Below are 25,122 nucleotides of genomic sequence, written 5' to 3'. Positions count from 1 at the left end.
AGTAATCATGGAAGACGTAAATAAGCATATTGATCCCAGCATGACAGGGAAAGTCATTTTTTACTGGGCATTGGCCTGTGTCCCTCTGGGATGGGGTGTCTGGCAGACGGCGATGAAAGTCGTGGCCATGTTTGCATAAGCTGTTCTTGCAGCAAGCAAAAGCCCCAGCTTGGTCTGGGGCTTTTGCTTGCTGCTTACTCGTCAGGGCAGGGAGGGGGAGCTTCCTGCCAGACTCGCTTAAACTTATTATTTCTACTTATTTCTTGACAACTTTTGGAGCTGCTACTTTGCTGGCTGTAGTGACTGCATTGTTCAGATTGGCTTCCAGTGCTTCAACAGCTTGCTTGGTGGATTTGCTGATGTGGTCGTAGCTGGCGTTGGCATTGTCTATCGATGTTTTGAAGAAGGAGACAAATTGCTCAGAGCCGGCAGGGGCATTTTTGGAGACTTCATCGATCAGTGACAATACTTTGCGATTGGTTTCAGCGATTTGTGCTTCTGCTGCATGCGTGAATTCTGCCTGAGTACTGGTAGCGATATTGGCCAGATGACGGCTATATGTCAGCACTTTTTCTGCCGTAGGCTGAGCCTGTGCTGCTGTCAGGTTGAAAAATTCTTGTGGATCTTTGGCGGCGAGCAATTGCTTGGTGGCAGCAGTGCTTTCTTCCAGAGAAGATTTGGCAGCGTTCAAATTCAATTCTATGAATTTTTCTACGCCTTCAAATGCTTTGCCTGTCAAGTTTGTGAACAGGGCAAGTTGAGCATCAAAATTGGCTTTGGTTGCTGCAGAAAATTGTTCAGGTGCAGTAGACATGGAAATCTCCTAAGGAAAGTGAAATACAAGAAACCTGGCGATTGCTAAGTGAAATGTTGCAGCGCTAAACTTGATTAATAAGCCATGAAATTGTGCGATGCAATAAGTCACATTTTATTGATTCATCAAATGAAGTCAAGTCATATTTGTGCGTCGCAATATAATAATTACGCATTACAAAATACTTGTTTTAAATCACTTCATTACTCCAACAGGAAAATGAGAAAGCAGTGAAGACACTTTTCCTTGGGTAATTATGTATGGCAATTATGACCAGAAAATGAAGTGCTCAGCCTATGTTAGACTTTCGTGCGGAGATTTGCGTCCGGGCAATTCATTTTTTCTATCCAGAGAGGTGGGCAGGCGATGGCGATAGCGGCAACAACTAGAAAAGACTATAAGCACTTTCATGGCATTACTACCCGCTGGATGGATAATGATGCTTATGGCCATGTCAATAATGTGGTGTATTACAGCTGGTTTGATACGGTGGTGAATCAGTTCCTGATTAGTAATGGGGTGCTGGACATAGAAAATAGCCCTGTCATCGGTCTGGTCATAGAAACCCAATGCAATTATCTTGCCTCTGTTGCTTTTCCGGATCAGGTACAGGCGGGCGTCAGTGTCAGCAAACTGGGTAATTCCAGTGTGCGCTATGAGGTGGGGATATTCAAAAATGGCGAAGATACGGCAGCGGCCCAGGGGCATTTTGTCCACGTCTATGTTGATAGGGAAAGTCGTCGCCCTACCGCCATCCCTGAGGCCATGCGCCAGCTTTTGCAAACTATCGAGGCTTGATACTCATGACTATTTCGGCAACTCAGCAAATCGTTGATGAGGCGATTACTTCACGTCGTTCCGTACGGGCTTACTTACCAAAGTTAGTCGCTCGCGACGATATCGAGCGCATACTGGAAGTGGCTGCACGCTCCCCTTCTGGTAGCAATACCCAGCCATGGAAGGTGTATGTGCTGACAGGCAATAGGCTGCAAAGCTTGTCAGATGCCATCCTGACTGCCCACAACAGCGAAGCCCAGGGTGGGCATAAGGAGGAATATAACTATTACCCCGTCAAATGGGTAACACCTTATCTCGAGCGTCGCCGCAAAGTAGGCTGGGATCTGTATGCCTTGCTGGGGCTGGGGCGTGAAAACAAGGCCGGCATGCATGCCCAGCATGGCCGTAATTACGCTTTCTTCAATGCACCTGTTGGTCTGATATTCACCATAGACAGGGTGATGGAGCAGGGTTCCTGGCTGGACTATGGCATGTTTTTACAAAGTATCATGGTGGCAGCGCGTGGCCGTGGTCTTGATACCTGTCCTCAGGCGGCGTTTACCCAGTACCACAAAATCATTGCTGAACAATTGCAATTACCAGCAGATGAAATGTTGGTCTGTGGCATGTCACTTGGCTATGCCGACCTCAGTAAAATCGAAAACACCCTGATTACGGAGCGCGCCAGTATCGCAGAATTTGCACAGTTTTTGGAATGAAAATTGTTTATATGATAAGCCTGCGCATGGCATGATTAAATTTGGTCAAAAGTTTGACAAAATTTTGCAACTTTGTTTAAGGCGCCATATCAATAAGTATCTATAACTCCTTATTTTCCTTGCGGAATTTCCGAATTTTGCTACACTGCACTATCTTTTTGGCATATTAAATCTGGAGTCATTAATGGTGAAATTTGCCCGACATGCGGTGGTTTTTTCATTCATCGCCCTCTTGCCTGTGGCGAGTGTGCTGGCAGCAAATCACGCACACAAAAATACATCCAAAAAGCATGCGGCTCACAGCAAGACGCATGCAGCATCCCATAAGAAAATCATTATCACTACTGCATCTGGCAAGCTGGTCAAGCGTACGGTCATGGTGCATGGTAAACGCAAAGTCATTACCGAACGTCTTGCCGTCGTGCGTGAAGTGCCAGAAAAACCAAGCATGGGTGATAGCGTAGGCCTGAAAAACACCCAGGATCCACTGGAATTAAAATCAAATGTCGCCTATGTGGTTGACCAGGATAGCTCCAAGGTCTTGTTTGAAAAAAATTCAGATGTCTCACTGCCTATCGCTTCCATCACCAAATTGATGACCAGTTTGGTCGTGGTAGAAGCACATCAAGACATGGATGAACAGATAGAAGTCACGAATGAGGACATCGACAAGGAAAAAAATACCAGCTCCCGCTTGAAGATAGGTTCCAAACTCTCGCGTTCTGACATGTTGCATATCGCCCTGATGAGTTCGGAGAACCGTGCTGCTTCTGCATTGGGACGCAGTTATCCAGGGGGATTGCCAGCATTTGTCGCTGCCATGAATGCCAAAGCCAAGCAACTGGGTATGTCAGAGACGCATTATGTTGATTCCAGCGGTCTTTCCAGCCAAAACCGGGCTAGTGCGCGTGATCTGGTTAAGCTGGTCAATGCCGCCTATCAGCATCCTGTCATCAGGCAGTATTCGACAGATTCCAAATATGTCGTCGCACCTGGTGGCAGGCCTTTGGAATATGGCACATCGAACAAGCTGGTGATTAATCCCGCCTGGGAAATTGGCCTGCAAAAAACCGGTTATATCTCTGAGGCTGGTCGTTGCCTGGTCATGCAAGCCATCATAGAGGGACGCAATATCGTCATGGTATTTCTCGATTCCAAAGGCAAGTATTCGCGACTGGCAGACGCTGACCGTATGAAGAAATGGCTGGAAACGATCAAGCCGCATATTTGAACCAGAATAAGGCCTCAGTTGAAAAACTGGTGTTGTTTAAATATTTAAAAACCGCTAAATGCGGTTTTTTTTTGCTTGTCGATATTTGTCGCTCCCCCTCTTAGTCTCTATGCTCAGGTGACGACTTACCTTCTGCGAGTCTTTTATTGAGCGCATTTGCAAGCAGCAATGTTCACATATTCAGATGCATCGCCAATAGCATAGCAATGCCCCTCCGGATACTACTCGCTACATGCATCTACATCTGTTGTTTAAATAAATTCAATTGATGTTGAGTGCGCTATCGCACAGATCAAGTCTGATGAAAAAGAGATAAGAGATGCTTGATACGTTTTCGAGCTCAAGACTTTTGGTCTACTTGTCAGCGCACTCAAGAATACAGACTGCCTCCAATAAGTGATATCGACTCAGACTAGTCATCTCACCTCAGGTAGCGATCGGGAATACGGCATAAAGAAGCAGAAAGAATTGCATTGCGGCCACACCGAAATTACTCGGCACCGAACTTACCTGAAAAAAGGCAATAATGAACATCCTACAGCGCTATCTGAGACCGCTTGCGTGCGTCTCTGCAATGCTCATCACCTCACTTGTTGCCGGTTGCGGCGGTGGTGGTGATCAAGGCCGTGATCCAATTCTGGGCTTGCCCTCATCAACACTGACAACACTGACAGTCAGCCCCGCAACAGCCACGGTAGCGAGCGGTGGCATGCAGCAATTTGTGGCCACGGCAACTTTTGCCGACGGCGCTTCCCGTGATGTCACAACAACTTCAGCTTGGACATCTGGTAGCACGACTATAGCGACCGTGGATAGCGCTTCTGGTATTGCCAAAGGTGTCGTCAGTGGTACAGCGGTGATTTCTGCCAGTTTTGGCGGTAAATCGGCTTCTGCGAATCTGACAGTTTCACCAGCATCCCTGCAGTCCATCAACTTACTTCCTGCCAACCCCTCCGTGGCGATAGGGGGCAAACAGCAATTTGCAGCGATGGGCACGTACTCTGATGGCACGACTAGTGACATCACAGCGATTTCCAGCTTCACTTCGGCTTCGCCTGTCACTGCCACCATCAGCAATACAGGCCTCGCTACAGGTGTGGCGGCAGGTTCTTCCGTGATTACTGTGGCATCAGGCACAACCACGGCCAGTACCAAGCTGACGGTGGCTGGAGCGAGTTTGGTTTCCATCGCGTTGACACCAGCAAATCCAGGTTTGCAAATCGGGACGACGCAGCAATTGACTGTTACTGCAAAATATACTGATGGCAGTAGCGGCAATGTGACTAGTAATAGCAGTTTTTTCTCTGCTACACCGGCCGTCGCCACAGTCTCGACGATTGCCGCAAGCAATGGTCTGGTGACAGCCCTGGCTACTGGTTCCTCGATAATGACAGCAACTTACAATGGCTTAAGCGCGACGACTACGGTTAATGTCAGTTCGGCTGTTTTGCTGTCCATTACAGTGACGCCACCGAATGTGAATTTGGCGGTGGGTAGTACGCAGCAATTCAATGCCAGCGGCAATTATGCGGATGGCACTACTGCGAATATTACGAGCGGCGTGATCTGGACGACCAGTCCTCCATTGATCTCGACGATCTTGTCCAATGGCATGGCAACAGGCGTGGCGACTGGAACATCTCTGGTCACAGCAACGCTGGGTAGTAAGTTTGGTTCTGCATCCCTGACCATCATACCTGCCATTACTTTGAACTCGCTGGCGATTACGCCCTTGACTGCCAATGTAGCTGCGGGTTCAACTCAGGCATTTTCAGCGATCGGTACTTACTCTGATGGCAGTAATGTCGTTCTGACGAACTCCGTAAGCTGGAGTTCTGCCAACACGGCTGTCGCAACAATTTTGTCGAGCGGTATAGCCACGGGAGTATCAGCGGGGACATCAAGCATAAGCGCAACTTCCGGTACTAAAACAGTCTCAGCAAACCTGACTGTTTCATCGGGCGCGGCCTTGACTTCGATAGCTGTGACGCCGGCAAGTGCCAACATTGCTGTAGGTAGCACACAAAACCTGGTGGCAACTGGTAGTTATTCGGATGGCAGCAGTGCCAATATAACCAATAGCGTGACGTGGAGTTCTGGCGTCAATGCGATTGCCTCAGTCAACGCAAGTGGTGTGGTGAATGCGGCCAGCGTGGGTACTACACCTGTTGTCGCCATTCTTGGCAGCAAGTCAGGATCTGCCACGCTCAACGTATTGCCGGCCGCTACTTTAAATTCCATTACGGTGACGCCAGCAACGCCGACCATTGCTGTCAACGCTGCACAGGGTTTTGTCGCTACTGGCAGTTATTCAGATGGCAGCAACGTCAACATCAGCAATGTGGTGACTTGGGCCTCAGGTAATCAGGCAGTTGCTACCGTGTCAGCTACTGGAGTAGCCAATGGCCTGTCAAGCGGAGCAGCAGCGATCACAGCCAGTTTCTCTGGCAAGCTAGGCAGCGCCAATCTGGCAGTTTCCCCAGCATTTATATTGACAGGCATCAGCGTTGCGCCAGTCAGTGCAAGCGCCTTAGTGGGTTCATTGCAGCAGTTCACAGCGACTGGCACATATTCAAATGGCTCGACAAGTAATATCAGCAGTGCTGTGACCTGGACTTCCAGTGTCAATAGTGTCGCCAGCATTTCATCTACCGGGCAAGTAACGGCAGTTAGCCCGGGCGTGACGAATATTTCTGCGGCGCAAGCTGGTCAGATAACTACTACCAGCTTTACTGTCACCGCTGTACCAGTCGCCAGTATTAATCTTGGTAGTGCGGCCAGTTTTGCTGTCCTGGCTGGTACCTCCATCACCAATAATTCTGGTGGCTTGACGCTGGTTTCAGGTGATGTAGGTTCAGTGTCGCAGACGGTTGATCCTATTCAGGTAGCTGGGTACAGCAACTACAAATCCGGATCTATCCTGACTACTGCCCTGGCTGATTTGCAAGTGGCAATTGCGGATGGCAATAGCCGTGCTTGTACCGTCAATACTCCTGGCGGGATTGATCTTGGTGGCCTGACCTTTACACCAGGCGTGTATTGCTACACAGGCGCCATCACGATTACCGGTACTGTGACTATGAATGGTCCAGGTCTATACCTGTTCCGCAGTAGTTCAACTTTGAACACTGCAGCAAACTCTATTGTTGCCTTAAGTGGCGGTGCATCTGCTGCCAGTGTGTTTTGGTTACCAGTTGCAGCAACCACATTGGGTGCTAACAGTGCATTTAAAGGAACCCTTCTGGGACAGGCAGCGATCACCATGGGTGATACTGCTACCTTGCAGAATGGTCGCGTCCTGAGTGGGAGTGCAGTAACACTCAAAAATAATGTGATTGCACGCTAATCATTGATGAATACATGTAAGGGATCATGTTGATCCCTTACAAAAATTTAAGTAAACTCACCGGGAGAAATACATGGCGCTGCCAAAAAATATAGCAAAACTTAACTTGTTTGCTTGCGCACTTTTGATCAGTCAACTGGCACAGGCAGATGAACCCTGGAATAACGCTGACTGGGCAGATAGCGCCTGGTATATAGGCGCAGGCGCAGGTCGTGCAAATACCAGCATTGACAGAGAGAGAATAATACGTAGCTTGATGGACAATGGGGCCAGTTCTGTGGGATTCAGGTCAGATGAACGTGACACCGCCTATAAACTTTTTATGGGCAAGCAAATGAATAAATATTTTGCTTTGGAAGCGGGTTATTTTGACTTGGGTAAATTTGGTTTCAATGCCACCACCACTCCTGCAGGAACTATCAATGGAGAGGTTGGTTTTCGAGGCTTTAATTTTGATTTAGTTGGACAGTTACCTTTGTCCGAACGTTTTTCCCTGCTAGGTCGAGTCGGTGCCAATTTTGCCAGGGCCGATGCGCACTTCACTGGAAATCGGCTGTTAGCTGTGACTGACCCTAATCCCACCGAGAAGAAACTGAATCCAAAAGTCGGGCTGGGGATGGAATATAAATTCACCGAAGCCTTGGCAATGCGCGCCGAAGGAGAGCGATATCGCATCAATGATGCGGTACATAATCGCGGCGATGTCGATTTTTATTCATTCAGTCTGGTCTACAAACTGGGTAAGCCCGCCTATGCGCGACCAGTTGCTTATACAGCGCCCTCAGCGCCTGCACCAGTGATGGAGCAAGCTCCTGCACCAGTCGTACAGAGTGCGCCACCGCCAAGGCCGCAACCAGTCTCTGAAAAAGTCACCTTCAATGCAGAAGCGTTGTTTGACTTTGATAAATCCATCGTCAAACCCGAGGGGAAACGGGCATTGGATGATTTGTTGAGTAAATTGCAGGGCATGAATACAGAAGTGATGATTACAGTCGGCCATACTGATTCGGTTGGTTCGGATGTTTACAATCAAAAATTGTCCATCCGTCGTGCTGAAGCGGTAAAGGCGTACTTGATTAGTAAAGGTATAGATGCTTCGCGCGTCTACACTGAAGGTAAGGGTGAAACCCAGCCTATCGCCGACAATAAGACCAGTGAGGGGCGGTCAAAAAATCGCCGGGTAACGGTAGAAGTGGTGGGCTCACGTCGTTAAGGAAGGAGCAGGTAATCAGATAAAAATGTCGTTCAGTGTCATGCTGAACGACATTTTTTCATTGTAAAACGCTAAACAGGAGATACGATAAAATCTTGGTCACAAGTTTTTAAGGATTGTGATTTCCATCTTAATAGAACTTGTAATTTGCACTCATATAGAAGAAGCGACCACGTGGATTATGAGTGGTCGAGTATCCTAAAGTACCGTATTGTCCCAGTGAACCCATGCGGCTATAAGGGGGCATTTTGTCAAACATGTTTTTGATGCCTGAGTTCAGTGTCAGGTTTTTTATGCCTGTATATTGTGCACCGAAATCCACTTCTGTAAATGAAGGGATCGTTGGCGTACCTGCCGGGATTTTTTCCTTGCCCAGATCTGAATCCAGGGTTTCACCACTTGTGCGGGCAATCAGTGCGAGATTGAAATCGGTATATTCGGCATTGAGCGTGAAGGTGTTGCGATAGCGCGGATTCAAAAATATGCCCAGGCTATTTTTTGTTGGCTCTCCCGCACTTGGGATAGAATCAAGCTGGGTATATATCGTCATGGAGTTGCGCAGGCTGAATTTTCCGTAAGCTGTCTTTGCCAGATTCAAGCGAAAATCGAGATCAAAGCCGGACACATCCGTGCTGGCCAGGTTCTGGTTATTCAACAAGATGCGTGCCTCCCCAGCCTTGATTTCAAAACGACCAAGTTCAATCGCTTTTTCCAGTTCCAATACACCAATTTCATTCTTTTTACTGATCTTGAAGTAATCTACACCAAGCGAGACGACATTACTTGGGGCAAAAACAAAGCCCAGGTTATAGGTCTTTCCAGTTTCTGGCTTCAGATCAGGATTAGAGCCGCTGACCCTTAAATAAGGGAAATTCACGCATTTTCCTGAAAGCGTAGGAAAGGCTGAGCAAATGCTGGGAAGATTCGTCGCTTCCGCGCCAGCGTCCAGGCCGCCATACATTTGCTTGAGTGTGGGCGCCAGGAAACTGCCAGCAAAGGACGCTCTCACCATCAGGCTATCGAGTGGTTGATAACGGATAGCCAGTTTGGGGCTGGCCTTGCTGCCAACCTTATCGATGGAGTCATAACGCACCGCAACCTGTGCTTCTACATTTTTGATAAAGGGTATGGATAATTCAGCAAAGACGGCTTTTGAAGAGCGGCTGGCATTGACTTTGGCCTGTTGTATGCTGCCAAAGACCAGGTTGTCGATTTGGTTTTGATCAGGATTGTCAGCGAGCGTATCCTTCAAGTAAGAAACACCCGTTGCATAAGACAAAGGACCACCTGCCAGGTCCATGATGGCCCCAGATACTTTCGCATTGACAAAGCTCAATTCTGATTTGCCAGTACGAAGTGGTGTCAACCGGAATTTATTAATCTCGGCTTCGGAATTTGTCATGCTGGTTGGGTCGATCAAGTGATTTGCAATCGCCGCATTAAAGAGTTCGGTTTGCGCATAATTGGAGTCTTTGTTGCTGACTTCACTGATGCCCTTGCCAGCTGAGATATCCCAGTCTATCCCTCTGGTATTGCCTTCCAGGCCAACAGCGACTTGTGTCAAAGTAGCTTTTTTATCGGTCGTGCGCGGCCCAATTTGCATGAAGCGACCACTGATATTGCGACCTTTGTCATCCTGGTAAACTCCGGGTGCCGGTTGGGCTTGAAAATGATCCTTGCTTTCCGAATAAGTGAAGTCAGCAAAGGCACGAATGTCATTACTGACTTTCAAGCTGCCCAGGAACATGCCATTGAATCTGTCTGCACCATTCACTGCAGTCAACAGGGTCTTGTTGGTATCGAAGCGGCAAGTGTCACCTGCCAGGTCTTCTTGCGGGCAGGCTTTTAACTGTCCACCATCTTTGATATTGCCATAAGGTGAGTATTGGCTGCGATTATCAGTGCCACCAAAGAAACGGCGAAAGTCGGCTGAGCGGCTGATCTCACGTGCATTTCGCATGATGGGGTCGCGTTTGATCACATCCAGGCTGGCCAATACATTAAATCCAGATTGTTCGTAATCACCAAAACCAAATACCAGGCTGGCGGTTTTTTCCTGACCGTCTGAACGTGAGCTTTTACCATAGCCGACCTTGCCTTCTGCTCCCTGGTAGTTTTTCTTGGTGATAAAATTCATTACCCCTGCCACGGCATCGGCACCATAGATGGCTGAGCCACCATCTTTCAATATTTCCACCCGTTCCAGGGCGCTCAGTGGGATGCTGCCTACATCCACTGCTGCCCCGGCACCTGTGCCATCGGCCAGCGCATTGGCTGGCAAGCGACGACCATTCAACAAGATCAAAACATTGCGCTCGCTCAGGCCGCGCATTTTGACATTGGTTACGCCAGAGCCAACAGGGGAATTGGCCGTTTGCTCACCACTATCATTCACATCCAGCGAGGCCAGATTCTTGATCAGTTCAGAAACCGTAGTCGCTCCAGTGCGTTCTATATCCTTCTTGCTATAGATTTCTATAGGGGCTGCGGTTTCCGTATCCACACGCTTAATGGCAGAGCCTGTGACTGTCACTTTTTGAACTTTCTCTGCCTCGGTTTTTGCCTCTTGAGCCAAAGCTGAGTGTGCAAATAAACCGCTGCCCATGGCAACACCGCCTATAAACATGAGGCGCACGGAACAGGCTATTATTTTTTCTTGCATCATTGACGACATCCTTAAATAAATTGTTTATTTGAAATGCACGATCAAGCCAATCTGATTTGTGGTCCGATAGCATGATGCTGCTTCAGTATCTCTGCACATAGTCATGACACTTAGCCTGCAGCAAATGGCGGGTTTTTTTATCCCGTTTGTTGACGGACATCTGCTGATACGCAGTCACTTCCGTGTATGCCCATTTCGTCAATAGCACTTTGTCCTGTAATCGTGAATAACACATGCATACAGGGACAAGCCTTCAGGAAATTGGTCTGTGCGTGTTGTAAGTTAAATAAAAGGGATGGGCGTCAGGAGTGCGGGGACAGGCGCAAGTCTGAAGCAGCTGTAGACTGCTTCTTGATTGGGGTAACTTGCGTAAATTCCTGGATAATGAGTGGGTGGCATTGCGCAGCACTAGGTAATATGGTTCGAGACAGGCGATTACTTATCCAGTAATTTCTTGGCCCGCTTATAATTTCTGACGCTGATACTCACTTTATCGCCGTTGCTGAGTGCAGTGAAATAACCATACTCGCTATTGATACCTATGCTGCGCATTGCGTCGCAGCGAATGATGGAATTGCGATGCAGTCGCGCAAACAAGTCGGTGGACAAATGTGCTTCCATAAAAGCGATGGTCGAGCGATGCATGACCACTCTGTCACGCAAGTGCAGTTCAACATAGTTACCCGCGGCACTGATCCAGATGATTTCATGTATGCCTATGCGCTCTATATGTCCCACAGAGCGCACGACAATGTGATTCAGCAGAGGTGCTTTTTCGCCAGCTTGTATGGCATCCTGATTCCGAAAGTAATCTTGCATTGCCGCGTTTTGGGCGACTTGCTGATCCATCTCTATACTCAGACTGGCACGTTCCAGCATGGTGGCAAAACGCTCGTCTTCAAATGGCTTGAGCAAATAGTCAAGCGCAAATACTTCAAAGGCAGCGACGGCATGCTTATTGTAGGCAGTGATAAAAACTATCAGTGGTGGTTTGGGCTGGTGGCTGAGTTCGCGAGCAAACTCCAGACCGGATTGCATGGGCATTTCTATATCGAGCAAAATCAGGTCAACATGCTCGGTTTGTAGCATTGCTCGTGCCTGCGCGGTGGAATGGCAACTCGCCAGCAGTTGCCAGTCGCGGTGTGCTTGCAGGGTCAATTGTATATTGGTCAGTGCCGGAAGTTCATCATCGACAGCCAGGATTTTTTTCATGAAAAGCGTTTGTGAACAGGAAGACTATTGTGTGATGTACTGTGCATGCGCGCGTGCCGGAAATTCCAGTCTGGCCGTAAACAGATCTGGTTCGGCATGCACTTGCAAGCTGGCATTTTGCTGATAAAGTATCAGCAAGCGTTGCCCTATGGTGCTTATACCAAGACCATGTCCGCTACGGCCCGGAATGTGGGGGAGATGAGGATTGCGGATTTCAAATATCACGATATTGTCTTGTAAGCGTAGTGCCAGGGTGATGGTGCAATACTCCTGGCTTTTTTCTACACTGTGATGTATTGCATTTTCCACTAGTGGCTGTAGTAGCAAGGGCGGGACGGCGATATTACTCCATTCTTGATCTGCTATGTCAAAACAGATGCACATGCGGTCGCCAAAACGTAAAGACTGCATGGCCAGGTAATCTTGTACAAAGGCGATTTCTTCTGCCATGTTGAGCCACTGGCACTGGCTGGCCCGCACCGCATTGCGCAACAAGTTGTTTAATTGTAGCAAGGCTTTGCCGGCCAGCTCTCGATCTTCTCCACGTACCAGGGCGCTGATGCTATTGAGGGCATTAAAGAGAAAGTGTGGTTTCAATTGGCCTTGCAGAAAATGCAGCCGTAGTGCCAGATTTTCACTTTCGGCAATTTGCAACTGCAGTTTTTTCTCATACCCCTGCCGCCATGCAGCATAGCTGGTATGAAACATGAATATGCACAACAAGACACAGGCAAAGTAATACCAGTCATCCGCTTTATAGCGCAAGACCATGTCTGGCAACACGCCTAGATTCAGGCCGTTGCGCGCCAGTTTTGTCGCAAGTATATTGGTCACCAATAAGGGCAGGCCTGCCACGAGCAGCAAGAAGGCAGTCATCAGCATATTTTTCAGGCGCAGCATTTGCCTGCAATGGTGATAGTAAGCATAAGCCATCAAAGTATTGATAATGGCCAGGGCCAGCATGCCCAGCACGTGCCAGAGCAAAATGGTCCAAAAGTTCACTGGTAAATCGGCTCCCGGCTTTGGTGTCAACATGACGATGCCAAGTACGATAGTCGATACCAACCATGGCAGCACTGCCAGAAAAGCCAGGGGCAGTTTGCCGGGTGCTTTTGTCATACCTGTGCTAGTCATTTGAGATTGTCTGCAAAGGAAAGTGTATGGAAATGGCTTGCCTTTGTTCTTGTAGATTGCTTTGCATGCTTAATTGTGCTTTTCCACCAAATAAAATCTCCAGTCTTTGCCCCACCATGATGTAGCCGGGATTAACGTCTTGCGGCAAGACTTTTGTTTGCGGAAAACTAAAGCTGGCGCAAAACTGGCGATTGGCTACAAAACACTTGAATTGCAGTTCAAGTATCTGATTGTCGTTCGCATATCCCTTCAACATCTGGCAGATACTGGAGTCAGCCAGACTCAGCAAGATCAGGCCCGGACAGGTATAAGAGTGCCAGTCTCTTTCTTCCTTATCCCAGGTAACGCTAAAACCTTGCCCCAGACATAACTTTTGCAGATTGAAGTAGTCACGTAAAAACTGCATCTCGTCGGCGACAGGGATCGCTTCATTGGCGTCATTTTCAAGTACATAGCGCAGCAAATTGCTGAGACGCACCAAGGCAGTATTGGCTTCTGCCTGGGCTGTGTTGTGTATCAGTTTTTGTATATTTTCCAATGAGCTGAGTAAAAAATAGGGCTCCAGCTTACCTTGCAATATCCTGATTTTGAGTGACAGATTGTGTTGTATCGCTTTTTCAAAGGCAAGTTCACGCTGGTGGTGTAGCAACCAGTGGGTATAGAAAACCTGACCAAAAAAGGCCAGGCTGGTATGCATCGCACTTTGGGAAAAATACTCAGGCCTGTAACTTCTTTCTATGTCTTGCATATCAGGCCAGCGATTTGAGCCCTTTTGAACGAAGATAATCAATTGATAGAATTCGGCAATGGGCACGAACAGCAAGATCAGCGTGAAGAGCAACAAGCCCAAAACATGGGGGCGTGATAATTTTTCAGCATACTTATTAAAAAACACCGCCAATATGCTATTGAGCAGGATATAGGGGGCAAGTACAGTGAAATTGAGCTTGAAGTCCCAATCGCGCTGATTGACGGTATTTTCTGCAAAGCCGTCTACATAGCTGGTCGATGCCCATATGAACGCGAAAATACTCCAGACCATGATAATGATCGCAGTTGATTTCCACCATGGCACTGGCGACAGCGTGAAACTGGCTTGCTCAATAGAGAGCGCTTGCTTGCTCATTGTTGGGAAACTAGGTATGGTTTTTATAAAGCATTTTGACACTCGCCTGACAATGGTCTTACTTTGACATAATTGACGTCAAATGTGCAAAGCCAGGGATAGACGATATTAATATGGGGACAGGCGTAAAGCATTGTGGTTTTCTTTGAGTGCCAGTTTCCACAACGGAAAGTGCACTGCACATGAGGCTGCTGCAGTACAGGGAGTGGATTTCCTCTCCTCGTACTGTAGCAATTACTTCAGTTGATGAGACGCTAAAACCCTGTGCCCTGGGGGGAAGTATTCACAAACAGCTTACGCCACAAATCCCTGACGGCGCCGGCCTCTTGCTCTACCACTTCCGGCGTGACCCTGGCACGGTCTTCTCCCTGCAAGCGTATGCCATGCTGAAGTTTGCGGAACAGGCGGTAGGCATCGGCAGTTTTCTTCGCCAACTGAGCATCTATCAGACCAAGTTCGCCACAGCGTTTCAAGAGGGCGATATTGCCCTTGTTGGCAGTCAGTTCAGGGTACTGGCAGGCATATTTCAAGACCAGATATTGCACGATGAATTCTATGTCTATCATGCCGCCAGCCTCATGCTTGAGGTCAAAAAGATCGCTGCGATTGACATTTGCATCTTGCATTTTCTTGCGCATGCTGATGACCTCATCTTGCAACTTGTCTGTATCCCTTTGCTGGCGCAGGACGGTTTCACGTATTTGCTCAAACTGCTCGCCTATGCTGACGCTGCCTGCGCAAAAGCGGGCGCGGGTTAGTGCCTGATGTTCCCACAACCAGGCAGATTTCTCCTGGTAGCGGGCAAAGGAAGAGACTGAAGAAACCAGTAAGCCACTAGCACCATCGGGGCGCAAGGCGATATCAATATCAAACAGGATGCCTGCCGGTGTATGACTGGTCATCCAGGTGATAAAGCGCTGTGCCAGCTTGGCATAATTGGCTGGGGCTTCCTGGTCTTCATCTTCATACAAGAAAATCACATCTAGATCTGAGGCATAACCCAGTTCTTTGCCACCTTGCTTGCCATAGGCGATGACGGCAAAACTGGGTTCTGCTGTATGCCTGCTGGCGACGGTCAGCCAGGCTGACTGCAATACCGCCGCAACGATGATGTCAGCCAGTTGCGATAATTCATCGGCCAGATGCTCTACGCTGAGCTGGCCTTCCAGATCTTGCGCCAGCAAGCGAAATTGCATGGCGTGGTGCATCTCGCGCAGGGTTTCCATCTGCCTTTCGGTGTCGCCCGCATGTTGCGCCAGGTGTTCTTGCAAATCCAGGCGGAACGCCGGCCAGTCTGGGCGCTGGTGGAGTGAGGACTCATCCAGCAATTCATCCAGCAACAGGGGGTGACGGGTCAGGAATTTGGCAGCCCAGTCGGATGCCGCCATCATACGTATCACGCGTGCCAGTGCATGCGGGTATTCGGTCAAGAGAGCCAGGTAGGCCGCCCTGCGGGCAATGGCTTCCATGAAATCCAGCAGGCGGTTCCAGGCCAGTAATTGATTGCTGCCTTGTCTGGCAATGATGTTCAGGGCATTGTTGACCAGGGCAACCAGTTTCATGCGACTGGCTTCAGACAAGGATTGCACCTTGGGTGATTGCCAGGTCGCCTGGAGTCGCTGGCTGAATGCGCTGGCATCCTGGGCTGAAAAATCCAAACCTGCCAGGTGGGCAGAGATCAATTCATCACTGTCCGGGCTGGACAGGCTGACTGCCAGCATGCCTTGCTCATTCTCGCTATTGTTTTCCGCCTTGTCGCGGAAAATAGCATCAAATTGCTCCGCGATGAATTCGCGGTGTGGGCGTAATTGCTCAAGCAATTCAGTGACGCTGGCGCAGCCCATCATCTGCGCGATTCTTTGCTGGTCTTCATCCCTGGCCGGGAATGTATGGGTCTGGGCATCGTCTAGATATTGCAGTCTGTGTTCGAGATTGCGCAGAAAGGTATAGGATTCCAGCAGTTTTTCTATAATGGGTGCATCCATGATGCCTTTTTCGGCCAGGACCTGCAGAGTCAGGCGGGTAGAGCGGTCACGCAGGCTGGCGTCGCGGCCACCCCTTATCAGCTGGAAGACCTGGGCCAGGAATTCCACCTCACGTATGCCGCCACGCCCGAGTTTGACATTATTGCTGCGCTCGGGATGTTTGCTTTCCTGACGAACGACTTCGGCGCGGATCTGGGCATGCATGGAGCGCAGGGAGTCAATCGCACCATAGTCGAGATAGCGGCGATAGACGAAGGGGCGGATGATTTTTTCCAGGGCAACGATATCCTCGGCATTGCCCGTCATGGCCCTGGCCTTGACCCAGGCATAACGCTCCCATTCACGCCCTTGTATCAGAAAGTACTCTTCTATCATATTGAAGCTGGCCACCAGCGGGCCAGATGCGCCATTAGGGCGCAAGGCCATATCGACGCGAAAGCTATACCCATCCTCAGTCACTTCAGAAATGGCGGCGATGAGCTTTTTACCCAGACGGCTAAAGTATTCATGATTGGACAGGCTGCGCTGTGTCGAATCTGTGGTTCTCGTCTCCCCATCTTCTGCATAGCAAAAAATTAAGTCTATGTCAGAAGAAACATTCAGTTCATACCCCCCCAGTTTGCCCATGCCCAGTACGATCATGGCTTGTTCTGTACCGCTTTCTTCCCCGATAGGCCTGCCATGCATGGTCTGCATTTCTGCACTCAGGGCTTGCAAGTGCTGTTGCACGACAAAATCAGCAAACAAGCTGATGCTTGTCACAACTTCATTGAGATCCGCCTGGCCGCACAAATCACGTTTGATGAGGCTGCACACCACCAGTTTGCGCAAACGACGCATGGCTTTGTTAAGACTGGCACCCTGGCATATTTCTTTTTGTAAAAACTGCGCAAAATGTTCCGGGCTCAGGGATAATTCAGAAACTTGCTGTAACTGCGCATTTCGGCTTGCATCTGCCTGCATGCAATGTGTAAAAAAACGGGAAGCCTGAAGAATTTCAGCGAGATTAGTGATGCTTGCAGTCATAATGGGGCGCAGTCTGGTCAGTGTTGTTATTAATTCTAAGCGATCAGGAGCTTTCGGGCTATGCAGCACTGGATTTGTGCAAAAAGTTGGAATTGAATTTATACTCCTTGGGAGTATAGGAATCACTGGGAAAAGAGGGGAGATTTACCAAAAGTAGCGGGGCTAATGATTAAAAAATAATAGAGACAGTGATTGAGTAGTCAGTATGTGTAAAATTTTCTGGATTTTGCTACCATGCTTTTCAGCATGTGAGGATTTACGCAAGAATAATGAGATTGTTTTTATGCAATTGCATTGTTTTTACGCAAGTTTTACTTACAAACAAAATAAATCTTAGCAATGACACAAGCAGATCAAGAGAACATTGCTAACACCTCGGATGAGGATAAAAAGCCAGGCCATTTCTGGCGGCTTTGCCATTTCACCTGGCGTACCTGCGACAAAAGCTTGCGTTTTACGGTCAAGCTTATTCTTTCATTGTATTTCTTGTTCTGCATTCTGGTGCTGATACTGCGCTATGCCGTATTGCCCAATGTAGACAGATACAAACCCGATATAGAACAGACGATCTCAAAGTCCCTGGGGCGGCAATTGAAGATTGCCCACTTGCATGCGTCCTGGCAGGGCTTGAAGCCGCAATTGATGCTGGAAAATGTGGTCCTGTATGACAAGCAGGGTGGCCACGCCCTGGTCTTGCCTGAAGTGTCGGCAACCATGTCCTGGTGGACGCTGGCCGTCGCAGAATTGCGTTTTGAACGTATCGTCATCAACAAGCCCTCGTTGGATATACAAAGAGAGGTCGACGGTAAATTCTATATTGGCGGTTTTTATATAGACCCCAGTGCAGAAGGCAAGGGGCAGGGGCTGGATTGGGTATTGGCCCAACATGAGATTCTTATCCGTAATGGCTCGTTGCGCTGGACGGATAAAACGCGCAAAGCAGCAGAGTTATCCATGCCCGATGTCAGTTTTCTCTTGCAAAATCAGTGGCGGCATCATCGGTTTGCGCTGAAGGCGACGCCGGATGCCAGTCTGTCTGCACCACTCGACATACGCGGTGACTTCCAGCATCCTGTCTTTGCCAAAAAGATTTCTGATTTTTCTTTGTGGACAGGTGATTTATATACCGATCTGCACCGTACCGACCTGGCTGCACTAAAGACTTATATAGATTACCCGGCGGATGTCAAAAAAGCCTATGGGTCTGTGCGTGCCTGGCTACATTTGGATAAAGGTAGATTGGCTGATTTGACGGCGGACCTCAGTCTGGCCGATGTACGCGGTAAATTTCGTGCAGACTTGCCTGAGCTGGATATGGCCCTGGTCAGTGGTCGCCTGATTGCCAGCGAAACCCAGACAGCCAAACAAAAATTCCTGGCTGCTTTCATGGGACAAGCGGGGCACAGTATCTCGCTCATCAATTTTTCCATGCGCAATCGCGAAGGTCAGCAATTGCCGGCAACCACCATCAAGGAGACTTTTACACCTGGTGAAAAGGGGCAGCCGGAAAAAGTGGAGTTGTATGCCAAGACCCTGGACTTGCAAACTCTGGCAAATTTTGCCGAACATCTGCCGCTGCCAGCAGATCAACGCCAGATGATGATAGATTTTGCCCCAAAGGGGCAACTCAGGGAATTCACTGCAAAATGGCAGGGTACTTATCCCGATGTTTCTTCTTATAGTGTCAAAGGCCAGTTCATCGATTTATCCATGCAGGCGCAGCCAGCACAACTGGCCAGGGCCAAAACTGCACAATTGCCTGCCAAGGCGGCGGTGCCAGCCATCCCGGGATTTGAAAATCTGTCAGGTAGCCTGGAAGCAAATGACAAGGGTGGCAGTTTTATATTGGACTCGAAAGACCTGTCACTGCGCTTGCCTAGTTATTTTGTTGATCCGCTCATGCCATTTTCACGTCTGAATATGCATGCGCAATGGCAGTTTGTTGAGCAGGATAAGTTGATTTTCCAGATACATAAAATGGACGCGCAGCAAGAGGGCATGCATGCTGTCTTGTCTGGTAAGCACATCATGTCCATGCGTCATGGGGCCGATGCCCAGCCTGGGGAAGTTGATTTGACTGGCAGTATTTCCGGTTTTGACCTGAAACAGCTGGATCGCTATATCCCTGCGGTGGCAGAAGAGCATTTACGACACTGGCTGTTGAATTCCATATTGGAAGGCAAGGCTGATGATGTCAGCGTGCGCATACGTGGAGATCTTGCCCATTTTCCTTTTAATGGCACGGATGGTAAAAAAGCCCACAAGGGGGAGTTCCTCATCAAGGGCAATTTGAGCGGGGCCAAGCTCGATTTTACCGCCGGGGCTTTGAATGAAGAAGGCAAGCCCGTCTGGCCGGTGATAGAAGATATCAAAGGTGGTTTCGTCTTTGATAAGGCCAGGATGGAAATTACGGGAGATACCGCCAGGACCCTGGGGGTGGACTTGAAGAAGGTCAAAGCCATCATTCCCGATCTTTCACATCATGGTGCCATACTCAGTATCGACGGTGCCGTCAGCGGCAGTCTGCAAAACATGCTGGCCTATGTCAGTGCCAGCCCGGTGAGTGGCTGGCTGGGGCATTTTTTAAAAGAGGCCAAAACTTCCGCTCCGGCGGCTTTGCAACTCAAGCTGCAATTACCCCTGCAGCACCTGATAGAGTCCAAGGTATTGGGAGTCTTGCAGTTCGCCAATAACGACGTGGTATTGCAGCCAGGCATACCTCAGGTGACGGGTTTGAATGGCAAGCTGGAATTCAACGAGACCGGGGTTAACCTGGGTACACTGAAAGGCACTGCACTCGGTGGCACTGTGCAAATCAGCGGCGGCTCGCAAAAAGATAATAGCGTCAAGGTCAGGCTGGATGGCAACGTCACTGCAGAGGGCATACGCAAGATCATGCCAGCCTCGATGGCAGATAAACTGGCTGATCGTATCAGCGGTAGCAGCAGATATAGCGCCAGTATCCATGTTAAAAAGCGGCAGCCGGAAATCATCATAGACGCTACTCTGGCAGGCGTGGCCTTGAATTTCCCTGTGCCATTGAAAAAAAGTGCGGCTGAAATAATGCCTTTGCATTTTGAATTGTTGCCACAAGCAGGCCTGGATGCACAAACCTGGCGTGATGAAATCCGGGTCAGCCTAGGTAATGCCATCAATGCCCGATACTTCCGCCAAAAACAAGGTACTGCGGCCTGGCAAGTGCTGCGTGGTGGCATAGGCGTGAATGCGCCAGCTCCAGAGCCGGATAGCGGCTTGAACGCCAATATAGAATTAAAATCACTGAATATTGATGAATGGCGACGACTGATGTCGCCAGCTACGACGATACAGCAAGCCAATGTCAGTACAGGTGAAAGGGACACTGCCGAACTGGATCTGTCGCCTTATCTTGAGCCAACGACCATGGCGGCCAGAACGCCAGAATTACGCATCATGGGTAAGCAACTGGACAATGTCGTGGTCGGCGTTTCCCGGCAAAATAAAGTCTGGCAGGCGAATATACATTCCAATCAAGCTGCGGGTTACCTGACCTGGAGTGAAGGGACGGGTGGGCAAGGCGTGGCCAATGTGACGGCACGTCTGAGTAATCTCATCATTCCCCAGTCTGCTGCGGCTGAAGTCAGCGAGTTGCTGGAAGGGAAAAATACCACGACGCAAATGCCTGGTCTGGACATCGTCGCTGAAAATTTCGAGTTGTTGAACAAGAAGCTGGGACATCTGGAACTGCAGGCCGTGAATCAAGTCAGTAGCCAGGGAGGGGCACGTGAGTGGCAGATTAATCGATTGATGCTGAAAAACCCGGATGCAGATTTCAATGCCTACGGTAAATGGATTAGCCAGGGCGGCGCAGGGCGTACCCAGCTCAATTATGTACTGGATGTAGCAAACTCCGGCAAATTGCTCGATCGCCTGGGTTTTGCTGATGTTTTGCGTGGTGGCAAGGGCAAGCTGGAAGGGGAAGTGCACTGGAATGGCTTACCTTTCGCCATGGACATGCCCAGTATGAATGGGCAAATCAAGATGGTGCTGTCGAGCGGGCAATTTTTAAAGGTAGACCCAGGCGCTGCTAAACTGCTGGGCGTGCTCAGCCTGCAATCCTTGCCGCGTCGCTTGACGCTGGATTTTCGTGATGTGTTTTCTGAGGGATTTGCTTTTGACTCTATCGCTGGTATCGCCCAGATAGAGCAGGGTGTGGCGAAAACTGATAACCTGAAAATGCTGGGGGTAAATGCCACTGTGCTCTTGCAGGGAAATGCTGATATCGTCCACGAAGCGCAGGATTTGCATGTCACAGTCATCCCCATAGTCAATGTTGGCACTGCATCCGTACTGTATGGACTGGCCGTGAATCCGGTGATAGGCCTGGGAACTTTTCTGGCGCAACTATTCTTGAAGGAGCCTTTGAGCAAGGCGTTTACGTTTGAATACAAGGTCAGTGGATCATGGAAAGAACCCACTGTAACCAAGATCGAAGGGCGAGACAGTCAGGCAAGTATTAAGGCAGCCAGCAAACCTTGAGATTGGGATCGCATACTAGGGATAAATGAGGTAGATATGAAGATTGCAGCGATACAAATGATTTCCACGCCAGTGCTGGCAGAAAACATCGCTACAGCAAGGCGTTTGTTGCAAGCAGCAGCAGATGGTGGGGCAAAATTATTGTTGTTGCCTGAGTACTGGCCTTTGATGGGCTTGCAGGAAACCGATAAAGTAGTAATTGCCGAAACTCCGGGATCAGGCCTGATGCAAAATTTCCTGGCGGAGATGGCCGCCAGCCTTGGCGTCTGGCTGATAGGCGGCACCATACCCCTGAAGGCTGCTGAGCCTGATAAGGTTTTAAATACAACGCTGGTATTTAATCCAGAGGGTCTGCTAGTGGCCCGCTACGACAAAATACATTTATTTGGATTTAGCAAGGGTGAAGAGTCTTATGAGGAAGCGCGCACCATTGTTGCTGGCGATCAAGTCAGCAGCTTTGATGCGGGCTTTGGCAAAGTAGCACTCTCGATTTGTTATGACTTGCGTTTTCCTGAACTGTACCGGGCACTTGGGACCTCTTCACTCATCGTCGTGCCAGCTGCATTTACTTATACCACCGGCCAGGCCCATTGGGAAATCCTGTTGCGTGCCCGCGCCATAGAAAACCAGTGTTATGTACTCGCATGTGGCCAGGGTGGTAAGCACGTCAATGGCCGGCGTACCTGGGGGCATAGCATGTTGATAGATCCCTGGGGTAAAGTCCTGGATGTGCTGGAAGAAGGCGAAGGCATAGTCAGTGGTGAGATTGATGAAAGCCTCATTGCCAGCATACGCGAAAGCTTGCCGGCATTGCGCCATCGCAAGTTATGAAATAAGGCTGGATTGAGCCTGGCCTGTTGTCACGCATAAGGCCCAGCGAATCTGGCAGATGCTCTACAATGTAACTATGTGCGCCATAACTTTTGCGAGCAAAGTGCGCTAACTTGATCTGCTGTATAAATAATTTATTCTATGACTCCATTTGATCCTGCTATTAGTCATCTCGCCATTGCGCGTGACATTTTACTGACCCCTTTTGGCCTGGATGAGGCCAAGCTTAGTAAGGTATTAGGCAGCATGTTTACCCATAAGGTGGATTATGCCGACCTGTATTTCCAGTTCACTCGTAACGAGGGCTGGAGCCTGGAAGAGGGCATAGTCAAGACCGGCAGTTTTTCCATAGACCAGGGTGTAGGCGTGCGCGCCGTGTCTGGCGACAAGACGGCATTTTCCTATTCAGATGAAATCTCTGAGCAAGCCCTGTTTGATGCCGCCAAGGCTACCCGCACGATAGGCCGCCAGGGCGCAGGCAAAATCCAGGTGGCATCCAGCCTGCAAGGGCTGGACAACCGCTCCCTGTATCTGCGCGATGATCCTTTGCATTCCATGGATGCCAATCAAAAAGTCCAGTTGCTGGAAAAACTGGAGAAAATTGCCAGGGCGAAAGACCCACGCATAGTCCAGGTCATGGCCAGCATGGCCGGTGAATATGATGTGGTGCTGGTGGCGCGCAGTGATGGTGTCATGGCTGCTGATATCCGTCCTTTGGTGCGGGTCTCTCTGACAGTTATTGCCGAACAAAATGGTCGTCGTGAAATGGGTAATAGCGGCGGTGGAGGTCGCTATGATTATTCTTATTTTACTGATGCCTTGCTGGAGCAATATGCAAATGAAGCTGTCAAATCAGCGCTGGTGAACCTCGATGCACGTCCGGCACCAGCAGGCCCGATGACTGTGGTACTCGGCCCTGGCTGGCCAGGTGTCTTACTACATGAGGCGATAGGCCATGGGCTGGAAGGTGATTTTAATCGCAAGGGATCAAGCACTTTCTCTGGCCGCATAGGCCAGCGTGTGGCGGCCAAAGGCGTGACCGTGGTTGATGATGGCACCATGCTGAACCGTCGCGGCTCCCTGAACATGGATGATGAGGGCAACCCCACTCAATGCACCACGCTGATAGAAGATGGCATCCTGAAAGGCTATATGCAGGACACCATGAATGCCCGTCTGATGAAAATGCCAGTGACCGGTAATGCCAGGCGCGAATCCTTTGCCCACCTGCCCATGCCGCGCATGACCAATACCTATATGCTGGCAGGCGACAAAGATCCCGAAGAAATCCTTGCATCTGTTAAAAATGGTCTCTACGCCCTCAACTTTGGTGGCGGTCAGGTCGATATAACGAATGGTAAGTTCGTGTTTTCAGCCAGTGAAGCCTATATGATAGAAAACGGTAAGATCAGTTATCCGGTCAAGGGCGCTACCCTGATCGGCAATGGCCCGGAAGTCCTGAATCATGTCAGCATGATAGGCAATGATTTGCGCCTGGATGCCGGTATTGGCGTCTGTGGCAAAGAAGGGCAGAGCCTGCCGGTTGGTGTAGGTCAGCCTAGTTTGCGCATAGAGGGTTTGACAGTCGGGGGAACTGCCTGATGTGCAGTGTCAGCCCATGTATTGACAAACTGGAGCTGTGCACATGTTGGTAGTCGCTATCGTCTCTGCGAAAGGTGGCGTGGGCAAGACCACCATTACTGCCAATCTTGGTGTCGGTATGGCGCAACGTGGTTTTCCCGTGACGATACTTGATCTTGACCCGCAAAATGCCATGCAATGGCATTTGGGTGGGCTGGAGCAGGGCGAAGCCAATGGCATCAGCCTCTTGACTGCTGCCCGTGCCAAGCTCATGGATGCTTGCTATAACAGTCCATTTGGGGTGAATTTCGTCCCTTTTGGAAATGGGGGTGAAAAGCAGCGCATGCGCTTTGAAACCCTGCTTGAGCAACAGGAAGTCTGGCTGCGCAAAAAACTGCAGGCAGCCAAATTACCAGCCAATGCTATCGTCTTACTGGATACGCCGCCTGGCCCCTCCGTTTACCTGAAACAGGCGATCCACGCGGCAGATTTTTTACTGGTGGTTGTGCTGGCAGATGCCGCCTCGTATTCAACCTTGCCCGAGATGGAAGAATTGATATCCACTTATGGCCATAGAAGTCAGGCTGACGTTGGCTCAGCCTATATCGTCAACCAGGGGTCGCAGCGGCAACTTGCGCAGGATGTGCTGACCCTGATTGCCGACCGCCTGGGTAAGCGCATGGTCCCCTTCATCGTCCAGGAAAGTCCGCAAGTCGAGGAGGCCCTCGCTTATGAGCGCCCCGTGCTCGAATATAAACCGGATAATCCTGCGTCTTTAAGCATACAAAAAATTATAGACTGGTTACTGGCTGGCTTAAAGAGCGGCCGCTGAACTTGACAATGCAAGACATGTTTGTTTTTCGCATGCTTGCAGAAATTTGATTTTTTGAACTGCAATTGAATTTTCCGCGAAATATAGATTTTTCACTGGAATAAGCAGCAAA

Annotated in this window: 16 protein-coding genes; 10 read left to right on the top strand and 6 right to left on the bottom strand. The window is 49.4% G+C overall.

The genetic code is table 11. From position 1 onward, the window contains the following. Positions 1-7: 7 nt before the first annotated feature. Positions 8-139 (top strand): MFS transporter small subunit, encoded by a 132-nt coding sequence (locus tag ACO0LC_RS12610; protein ID WP_423003506.1) that lies wholly within the window; start codon positions 8-10, stop codon positions 137-139. Between the two features lie 117 nt (positions 140-256). On the opposite strand, the gene ACO0LC_RS12605 is transcribed toward ACO0LC_RS12610, so the two are convergent. Continuing rightward, the gene (locus tag ACO0LC_RS12605) at positions 257-814 is read right to left on the bottom strand and encodes a phasin family protein (RefSeq protein WP_423003504.1); all 558 of its coding nucleotides are present in this window, start codon (positions 812-814) and stop codon (positions 257-259) included. A 366-nt stretch (positions 815-1,180) separates the two neighbouring features. On the opposite strand from ACO0LC_RS12605, the gene ACO0LC_RS12600 reads away from it, so the two are divergent. The 5 genes from ACO0LC_RS12600 to ACO0LC_RS12580 all read left to right on the top strand — a co-directional run bounded on the left by ACO0LC_RS12600 (position 1,181) and on the right by ACO0LC_RS12580 (position 8,100). Then, positions 1,181-1,612 (top strand): acyl-CoA thioesterase, encoded by a 432-nt coding sequence (locus tag ACO0LC_RS12600; RefSeq protein ID WP_423003502.1) that lies wholly within the window; start codon positions 1,181-1,183, stop codon positions 1,610-1,612. 5 nt (positions 1,613-1,617) lie between these two features. Continuing rightward, positions 1,618-2,310, top strand: a complete 693-nt coding sequence (locus ACO0LC_RS12595; RefSeq protein WP_423003500.1) for a nitroreductase — start codon at positions 1,618-1,620, stop codon at positions 2,308-2,310. 184 nt (positions 2,311-2,494) lie between these two features. After that, positions 2,495-3,541 (top strand): D-alanyl-D-alanine endopeptidase, encoded by a 1,047-nt coding sequence (pbpG, locus tag ACO0LC_RS12590; RefSeq protein ID WP_423003498.1) that lies wholly within the window; start codon positions 2,495-2,497, stop codon positions 3,539-3,541. A gap of 574 nt (positions 3,542-4,115) precedes the next feature. Beyond that, the gene (locus tag ACO0LC_RS12585; protein WP_423003496.1) at positions 4,116-6,887 is read left to right on the top strand and encodes a beta strand repeat-containing protein; all 2,772 of its coding nucleotides are present in this window, start codon (positions 4,116-4,118) and stop codon (positions 6,885-6,887) included. A 73-nt stretch (positions 6,888-6,960) separates the two neighbouring features. Next, the gene (locus tag ACO0LC_RS12580; RefSeq protein WP_423003494.1) at positions 6,961-8,100 is read left to right on the top strand and encodes an OmpA family protein; all 1,140 of its coding nucleotides are present in this window, start codon (positions 6,961-6,963) and stop codon (positions 8,098-8,100) included. A gap of 130 nt (positions 8,101-8,230) precedes the next feature. Here ACO0LC_RS12580 and ACO0LC_RS12575 read toward each other — a convergent pair whose 3' ends face one another. The 5 genes from ACO0LC_RS12575 to glnE all read right to left on the bottom strand — a co-directional run bounded on the left by ACO0LC_RS12575 (position 8,231) and on the right by glnE (position 17,248). Then, the gene (locus tag ACO0LC_RS12575; RefSeq protein WP_423003492.1) at positions 8,231-10,765 is read right to left on the bottom strand and encodes a TonB-dependent receptor; all 2,535 of its coding nucleotides are present in this window, start codon (positions 10,763-10,765) and stop codon (positions 8,231-8,233) included. A 435-nt stretch (positions 10,766-11,200) separates the two neighbouring features. Then, a complete protein-coding gene (locus tag ACO0LC_RS12570; RefSeq protein ID WP_423003490.1) occupies positions 11,201-11,977 on the bottom strand; it encodes a LytR/AlgR family response regulator transcription factor in 777 nt (258 codons plus the stop codon). Positions 11,978-12,001: 24 nt separating this feature from the next. Continuing rightward, a complete protein-coding gene (locus ACO0LC_RS12565) occupies positions 12,002-13,096 on the bottom strand; it encodes a sensor histidine kinase (RefSeq protein WP_423003488.1) in 1,095 nt (364 codons plus the stop codon). 7 nt (positions 13,097-13,103) lie between these two features. Next, the gene (locus ACO0LC_RS12560) at positions 13,104-14,237 is read right to left on the bottom strand and encodes a histidine kinase (protein WP_423003486.1); all 1,134 of its coding nucleotides are present in this window, start codon (positions 14,235-14,237) and stop codon (positions 13,104-13,106) included. Between the two features lie 254 nt (positions 14,238-14,491). Beyond that, the gene (gene glnE / locus ACO0LC_RS12555) at positions 14,492-17,248 is read right to left on the bottom strand and encodes a bifunctional [glutamate--ammonia ligase]-adenylyl-L-tyrosine phosphorylase/[glutamate--ammonia-ligase] adenylyltransferase (RefSeq protein WP_423003484.1); all 2,757 of its coding nucleotides are present in this window, start codon (positions 17,246-17,248) and stop codon (positions 14,492-14,494) included. Positions 17,249-17,587: 339 nt separating this feature from the next. Between glnE and ACO0LC_RS12550 the strand changes: the two genes are divergently transcribed. The 4 genes from ACO0LC_RS12550 (at position 17,588) to bcsQ (ending at position 25,010) form a co-directional block, all read left to right on the top strand. Further along, the gene (locus tag ACO0LC_RS12550) at positions 17,588-21,766 is read left to right on the top strand and encodes a YhdP family protein (RefSeq protein ID WP_423003482.1); all 4,179 of its coding nucleotides are present in this window, start codon (positions 17,588-17,590) and stop codon (positions 21,764-21,766) included. Between the two features lie 36 nt (positions 21,767-21,802). Next, positions 21,803-22,597 carry a carbon-nitrogen hydrolase family protein gene (locus tag ACO0LC_RS12545; RefSeq protein WP_423003480.1) on the top strand — a complete coding sequence of 265 codons (795 nt, stop codon included), beginning with the start codon at positions 21,803-21,805 and terminating at the stop codon, positions 22,595-22,597. Between the two features lie 141 nt (positions 22,598-22,738). Further along, positions 22,739-24,199: a metalloprotease TldD gene (tldD, locus tag ACO0LC_RS12540; protein WP_423003478.1), complete on the top strand. Its 1,461-nt coding sequence runs from the start codon at positions 22,739-22,741 to the stop codon at positions 24,197-24,199. Between the two features lie 43 nt (positions 24,200-24,242). Beyond that, positions 24,243-25,010, top strand: a complete 768-nt coding sequence (gene bcsQ, locus ACO0LC_RS12535; protein WP_423003476.1) for a cellulose biosynthesis protein BcsQ — start codon at positions 24,243-24,245, stop codon at positions 25,008-25,010. Positions 25,011-25,122 lie beyond the last annotated feature (112 nt).

Source organism: Undibacterium sp. JH2W (assembly GCF_049340425.1).
GTDB lineage: Bacteria > Pseudomonadota > Gammaproteobacteria > Burkholderiales > Burkholderiaceae_D > Undibacterium.
This window is presented reverse-complemented; position numbering and strand designations above follow the sequence as displayed.